This window comes from Rhodospirillales bacterium (assembly GCA_016872535.1).
Classification (GTDB): domain Bacteria; phylum Pseudomonadota; class Alphaproteobacteria; order Rhodospirillales; family 2-12-FULL-67-15; genus 2-12-FULL-67-15.
The window spans coordinates 1-5,807 of sequence record VGZQ01000122.1 but is presented as its reverse complement, the minus strand read 5'-3'; the positions used below and the strand labels follow the sequence as shown (position 1 = coordinate 5,807).

General features: G+C 65.0%; 8 protein-coding genes and 1 tRNA gene. 5 read left to right on the top strand and 4 right to left on the bottom strand.

The features are described 5' to 3' along the window. Nucleotides 1–77: 77 nt before the first annotated feature. A tRNA-Gly gene (locus tag FJ311_15685) sits at nt 78–152 on the bottom strand. A 191-nt stretch (nt 153–343) separates the two neighbouring features. On the opposite strand from FJ311_15685, the gene trxA reads away from it, so the two are divergent. The 4 genes from trxA to FJ311_15665 are packed head-to-tail and all read left to right on the top strand — an operon-like array spanning nt 344 to nt 2,592. Further along, nucleotides 344–1,288 carry a thioredoxin gene (gene trxA / locus FJ311_15680; GenBank protein MBM3952875.1) on the top strand — a complete coding sequence of 315 codons (945 nt, stop codon included), beginning with the start codon at nt 344–346 and terminating at the stop codon, nt 1,286–1,288. An 8-nt stretch (nt 1,289–1,296) separates the two neighbouring features. After that, nucleotides 1,297–1,971 (top strand): peptidase S16, encoded by a 675-nt coding sequence (locus FJ311_15675; GenBank protein MBM3952874.1) that lies wholly within the window; start codon nt 1,297–1,299, stop codon nt 1,969–1,971. Nucleotides 1,972–1,999: 28 nt separating this feature from the next. Then, nucleotides 2,000–2,209, top strand: a complete 210-nt coding sequence (locus tag FJ311_15670) for a Trm112 family protein (protein MBM3952873.1) — start codon at nt 2,000–2,002, stop codon at nt 2,207–2,209. Beyond that, nucleotides 2,206–2,592 (top strand): DUF971 domain-containing protein, encoded by a 387-nt coding sequence (locus FJ311_15665; GenBank protein ID MBM3952872.1) that lies wholly within the window; start codon nt 2,206–2,208, stop codon nt 2,590–2,592. The genes FJ311_15670 and FJ311_15665 overlap by 4 nt, the downstream gene beginning before the upstream one ends. 185 nt (nt 2,593–2,777) lie before the next feature. On the opposite strand, the gene FJ311_15660 is transcribed toward FJ311_15665, so the two are convergent. Further along, complete coding sequence (locus tag FJ311_15660) at nt 2,778–3,683, bottom strand: alpha/beta hydrolase (protein ID MBM3952871.1); 906 nt, start codon at nt 3,681–3,683, stop codon at nt 2,778–2,780. 266 nt (nt 3,684–3,949) lie between these two features. Here FJ311_15660 and FJ311_15655 point away from each other — a divergent pair, with 266 nt between their 5' ends. After that, nucleotides 3,950–4,696, top strand: a complete 747-nt coding sequence (locus tag FJ311_15655) for a sulfite exporter TauE/SafE family protein (protein MBM3952870.1) — start codon at nt 3,950–3,952, stop codon at nt 4,694–4,696. A 52-nt stretch (nt 4,697–4,748) separates the two neighbouring features. Here FJ311_15655 and FJ311_15650 read toward each other — a convergent pair whose 3' ends face one another. Both FJ311_15650 and FJ311_15645 read right to left on the bottom strand, forming a co-directional pair. Continuing rightward, the gene (locus FJ311_15650) at nt 4,749–5,210 is read right to left on the bottom strand and encodes a bacteriohemerythrin (protein MBM3952869.1); all 462 of its coding nucleotides are present in this window, start codon (nt 5,208–5,210) and stop codon (nt 4,749–4,751) included. 1 nt (nt 5,211) lies between these two features. Continuing rightward, a partial coding sequence (locus FJ311_15645) for a 2-octaprenyl-6-methoxyphenyl hydroxylase (GenBank protein MBM3952868.1) occupies nt 5,212–5,807 on the bottom strand: 596 nt, incomplete at its 5' end.

The window sequence follows — 5,807 nt, the reverse complement described above, 5'->3', positions numbered from 1 at the left end:
GCTTAGGATTGGCACAATTTGGTCACAGTGCCCACACGTTCGCCGACCGAAACGACGGATAAGTCGTTGAAAAAAACTGGAGCGGGCGAAGGGATTCGAACCCTCGACCCCAACCTTGGCAAGGTTGTGCTCTACCCCTGAGCTACGCCCGCGCTCCGGCCGGAAACCCCAAGTCGCGAAAGGGCAAATCCGGTCGCGCGGGATAATACGCCAACGGGACCGCTTTGCAAGCCGCGGCGCGGGCGAATCACCTCGCGTACTATCGTAAAGATGCGCCCCATAGGGGCGCGCCGGGCTTGCGAGAACGGCCCGAACCCGCCATGTATTGGGCGCGGGAACGCTCATGGAATTCCTCATCGGACAGACGCCGAAAAACGCCTCTTCCGCCGCCGCCGGCGGCGCGAAGCCCGTGCCCGCCGACCTGATCAAGGACGGCTCGACTGCGGCCTTCATGAAGGACGTGATCGAGATGTCGCGCCAGGTGCCGGTGATCGTCGATTTCTGGGCGCCGTGGTGCGGACCATGCAAGCAGCTCGGGCCCATGCTCGAAAAGCTCGTGCGCCAGGCCGCCGGGCTGGTGCGCATGGTCAAGATCAACGTCGACGAAAACCAGGACCTCGCCGCACAGATGCGGATCAGCTCTATCCCGATGGTCTACGCTTTTCATCGCGGCCAGCCGGTCGACGGCTTCGCCGGGGCTATCCCTGAAAGCCAACTCAAGACCTTCATCGAGCGACTGACCGGCGGCGCCAAGGCGCCGGTCGATGTCGCGCTGGAGACCGCGCACGCCCAACTCACCGCCGGCGACGCGCGCGGCGCCGCCAGAATATTCGCCGAGGTTCTGGCCCAGGACCCGACCAACGCGTCGGCGCTCGGCGGCATGATCCGCGCGAGCGTCGCCGTGGGCGATTTAGCCCGCGCCAAACAGATCGCGGGCGGATTGTCGTCCGCGCTCCGCGCGCAAGGAGACATCGCCTCCGCCATCGCCGCGCTCGAGATCGCCGAGCAAGCCAAATCCTCCGGCGCCGGCGACACCGCAGGGCTCGAAGCGAAGATCGCCGCCAATCCCGCCGATCATCAAGCCCGGCTCGACTTGGCGCGGGCGCGGCTTGCCGCCGGCAATCAGGAAGGCGCGATCGACGATTTGCTCGAGATCGTCCGGCGCGACCGGAATTGGAACGACGGCGCCGCGCGGGCGCAACTGCTGAAGATTTTCGACGCTCTTGGTCCGCAAGATGCGCGCACTGTCGCCGGGCGGCGGCGGTTGTCGTCGATTCTTTTTGCCTGAGGCGCGCCATGGCCAGCCGCAATCCCGACGTCGATACGCCGCTTCCGGCCGAATTGCCCGTCTTTCCCTTGAGCGGCGTGCTGCTGTTGCCGGGCGGCCGGGTGCCGTTGCAGATTTTCGAGCCGCGTTATCTCGCCCTGATCGAGGACGCGCTCGGCGCGGGTCGCATGCTCGGCATGGTGCAGCCGGTGAAGCCCGCGCGCGACCCGATTCCCGATGGCGTCGCGCTCTATCCGGTCGGTTGCGCGGGACGCATTATGTCCTTCGCGGAATCCGACGACGGCCGCTATTTCGTCATCCTCGCCGGGGTCAGCCGTTTTCGTATTCGTTCCGAATTGCCGGGAAAGCGCGGTTATCGTCGCATCGCGCCCGACTGGGCGCCGTTCGCCTGCGACCGCGAGGACGGGCCCGAACCCGAAATCGATCGGCCGCGCCTGGTCAAGGCGGCGCGCGCGTTCTTCGCCGCGCGCGGGCTCGCCGCGGAAGACCGTTCGCTCGACGAACTCAACGGCCCGGCGTTGGTGACGTGGCTGGCCATGGCCTGCCCGTTCGGCGCGAGCGAAAAGCAGGCGCTGCTCGAATGCGCGTGCCACGCCGAACGCGCGGAGACGCTTGCCGCCACTCTCGAACTCGCCGCCCATGAAGCGGGCGGCGACCGGCCCGGACCCGGCCTTCGCCATTGAGCCCTTCGCCACTGAAGGACCACAACCGATGACCGCGCGCCAAGTCGATCCCAAGCTGCTCGAAATCCTGGTTTGTCCCTTGACCAAGGGGCCTCTGCGTTACGACGCCCAGGCCCAGGAGCTGATCAGCGATCAGGCCCAACTCGCCTATCCGATCCGCGACGGGATTCCGATCATGCTGGCCGACGAGGCGCGTCCCTTGGACAAACCGCGCCCCGATAAGGGCGCTCAGCCATGAGCGCGGAAACCTCGCGCGCCTTCGGCACCAAGATCAAGCCGAAGGAAATCCGCCTCAAGAAAGCGGACAAGATTCTCGAAGTCGATTTCGAGGACGGCAAGTCGTTCCGTTTCCCGGCGGAATTCCTGCGGGTCGAAAGCCCCTCGGCCGAAGTCCAGGGCCACGGCCCCGGCCAGAAGACGCTGCTGACCGGGCGGCGCCACGTCGGCATCATCAATGTCGAGCCGGTCGGCAACTACGCCATCAAGATCGTGTTCGACGATCTCCACGACACCGGCATTTATTCGTGGGAGACGCTCTACGACTACGGGCTTCGCCAGGACGAAATGTGGAAGACCTACACCGACGAACTCGCCAAGCGCGGCCTCAGCCGCGACCCTTAATAGAACGCGGCCTCAGCCGCGATCCGTAGAGTCAATCCCGAATCACTGTCTCCATTTCGTCATTCCCGCGAACGCGGGAATCCAGCTTTTTCAAAACCCTGGACCCACGCTTGCGCGGGGTGACGGGTTGGGACTTATACAGAGTTTCCTTAAAGCGTGCCCGGTCCCTGATCGCGGTATAATTCTCAGCCGCCGCCGAGAAACTTGTCGATGGCCTCGGCGGCTTCGTCGGCGAGCAGATCGCGGAAGAAGTGATTCGCGCCGTCGACGGTCGCCACCCGGACGTTCGGGCCGATCTTGCCCTTGAGGCGGTTGGGAAGATCCGGCGTTATGGTATCGAGCGTTCCGGTGATCACCAACGTCGGCAACCCGAAGCCGCCGAGCCGGTCGAGGGTGTTCATCCGGCCGTCGTCGCGGTAATAGGATAAGAACGCGTTCGCGCTCGTGGTCACGCTCGGACAGTTCAGCAGCCGGACGCCCCGCATCAGGTTGTCGCCGCGCCCGGCGGCGGCGAGCTTCCCAGCTTCGGCCAGGTTCTTTTGCATTTCGCCGGCGGGCACTTCGCCGTAGCCCGCGACACTCATTTCCTCCCAACTCAACGGCGCCATGAAAATTAGCCGCCTGATCGCCGGGTCGGGCTTGTCCAGCAGGTAGCGCAGGGTTTGGTTGCCGCCGCGCGAGAAGCCGAGCAGGACGATGTCCGTCGCGCCCTGGGCCTTGAGCCAGCCGACCCAGGCGGCGATTTCGGACGCCGCGTCCTGCTGACGGTGGATTTGCGGCTTTTCGCAGTCGGCGTTGCCGCGCCGGTCGGACACACCGAGACTCAAGGTGATGGAGAGGCTGGAGCGCCCGAGTTCCAGGAGCGCCTTCTGCTGTTGCGCCATGGTGTCCATGCGCCCGTGCTGCATGGTGCCGTGCACCATCAGGATCGCGCCGTCCTTCCAGGATTTTCCGGACGCCAGCGCGGCTTCGCCCAAGAGGCCGATCCCCTTATGATCGAGGCGAACCTCGGCGGCTTGCGCCGTTTCCGTCGGGCCGACGAGCGTGGCGAAGGTGATGGCCGCGGCGGCGGCGACATAGGCTTTCGTCATGCGAAGTCCCCCTTTGCTGCAAGTCTTCCGAACGTTTGTGCGGATTCTCGGGTTTAGTCTAGAGGCCGGACCGAATGCCGTAAAATTAGGGGACTCCCGAAACTGACCTAGGGTTTCCCCGCATTAGTTCGTAGGCGCCCCGCAATTCTTCCCATCCGCGCGCGCGTGTGTTAATTATCGCGCACGCGGGGGAAAGGCAGACCCCCCGTAAAGCGGCCGTGCCGCTCAAGCGCTGCTCGACATTGGGTCGTCCGGAGGGCCGAGCCATGGAGAGCGCTTTTTTCTTAAGTCTCTTTATTTTTCTGGTCGGTACGTTCGCTGCGGCGTTCGTGACCGGGTTGTCGGGATTCGCCTTCGGCATGGTCGCCGCCGGCATCTGGGTCCACGCGCTCGCGCCGGTTGAGATCGCCATGCTCATCGTCGCCTACGCGCTGTTGGTGCAGGGCTACGCGGTCTGGAAGTTGCGCCGGGCGATCAAGCCGGAGCGGCTGTGGCCGTTCGTCGCCGGCAGCGCCGTCGGCATTCCCGCCGGAGTCTGGGTGCTCGACTGGGCGCCGGCGGGGCACATGCGCGTCTTCATCGGGCTGCTGCTGATCGCGTTCAGCCTCTACAATCTCGCGCGGCCGAAGGTTCCTGAAGCGCGAAACGCTGGTCCGCTCGCGGACGGTGGCATCGGCATCGTCAACGGAATCCTCGGCGGCGCGACCGGGCTCGGCGGCGTGGTGCCGACGATCTGGTGCGGCCTGCGCGGCTGGCCGCGCGATGAGCAGCGCGCGGTATTCCAGCCGACGGCGGTCGCGACGTTCGTGATGGCGATCCTATGGTTCGGGGGCATCGGCGCGATTGACGCCGAGACGGTCCGGCTTTTTGTTTACGGCCTGCCGATCCTGGCTCTCGGAACGGCGCTTGGCTGGAGGGTCTACGGCAAGCTCGACGAGGCCGCTTTCCGCAAAATGGTGCTCATTCTGCTGCTGGTTTCCGGGATCATGTTAGTCGTTCCGATGATTCTGTAACCGCCCGCATCAGTCGCGGCAGGTCGCCGCAACCCGCAAGGGGACGCGGGAGCTATTTCGATCCGTCCCAGTAAACGTCGCCCAGAAGTTCCATCGCCTCGCCCGCTTTTCGGGCGGCATGGATGTAAGTGGACATCTTCAGGTCCGATCCGATCACGTGGTCGACCAACCAGGATTTGAGCAGAGCGCCGGTTTCGGCCACCGCCATTTTTGTGTTGCCCGCCAGGGCCTTTCGCGTATCCGCGATGATGGCCTCGAGCCGGGCGACCAGCTCCTTGTGCTCCTGGCAATGCCGGTCGTGGTAGGGGTAATGCGTCAGCCGCTGCAGGGCCTCTTCCCGCTTGAAATGGGTCGAGGCGTAGAACTTGAGGGCGTAAAGGATTTCGATCAACTCGTCCTCGGTCGCCTCCCCGTTCGCGCGTTCTTCGAACCTGTTGATGATCTCGATCAGGTGACGATGATCGGAATCGATGATTCCGCCGTCCACCGACATCTGGTCGCGCCACATAATCATCTCATGCCCCCCGCATCAATTGCGGCAGGTCGCCGACAACGCCCATGGCGTGGCGCGCGAACAGTTTTCTGAGCGGCGCAATCCGGTTGACCGTGGAAAGGCCGAAGCCGCGCAAGCGCCTGAGCGGCGCCACGTCGTTGGAAAAGAGCCGCACGATGCCGTCGGTCATGGCGAGCATCAGGCCGTTGTCGAAGCGTCGCCAACGACCGTATTTTTCGAGAACTTCCGGCGCGCCGAGATCGAGGCCGAGGCCCTTGGCTTCGCCCAGTACGTCGGCCAAGGCGGCGGCGTCGCGCAAGCCCATGTTGAATCCCTGGCCCGCCACCGGGTGCATGGCGTGCGCCGCGTCGCCGGCCAGCACCAACCGGGCGGCGACCATGCGGTGCGCGAACTGCACCCGCAACGGATAGGTCCAGATGGGCGAATCGAGGCGGATGCGCCCCAGAAAATCGCCCGCGCGCCGGGCGATTTCGTCGGCGAAATCGTCTTCGTCGAGTTGCGCGAAATGCGGCGCGGCTGCGGATTGGTCGCTCCAGACAATGGCCGAGCGATACCATGATTTCGCGCGCGGGGATTCGCCCGCGCGACGCGTCGGCA

Bases quoted from the DNA above. Each gene is read 5' to 3' on its own strand.
- trxA (MBM3952875.1), top strand. From the start codon at position 344: ATGGAATTCCTCATCGGACAGACGCCGAAAAACGCCTCTTCCGCCGCC.
- FJ311_15675 (MBM3952874.1), top strand. From the start codon at position 1,297: ATGGCCAGCCGCAATCCCGACGTCGATACGCCGCTTCCGGCCGAATTG.
- FJ311_15670 (MBM3952873.1), top strand. From the start codon at position 2,000: ATGACCGCGCGCCAAGTCGATCCCAAGCTGCTCGAAATCCTGGTTTGT.
- FJ311_15665 (MBM3952872.1), top strand. From the start codon at position 2,206: ATGAGCGCGGAAACCTCGCGCGCCTTCGGCACCAAGATCAAGCCGAAG.
- FJ311_15660 (MBM3952871.1), bottom strand. From the start codon at position 3,683: ATGACGAAAGCCTATGTCGCCGCCGCCGCGGCCATCACCTTCGCCACG.
- FJ311_15655 (MBM3952870.1), top strand. From the start codon at position 3,950: ATGGAGAGCGCTTTTTTCTTAAGTCTCTTTATTTTTCTGGTCGGTACG.
- FJ311_15650 (MBM3952869.1), bottom strand. From the start codon at position 5,210: ATGATTATGTGGCGCGACCAGATGTCGGTGGACGGCGGAATCATCGAT.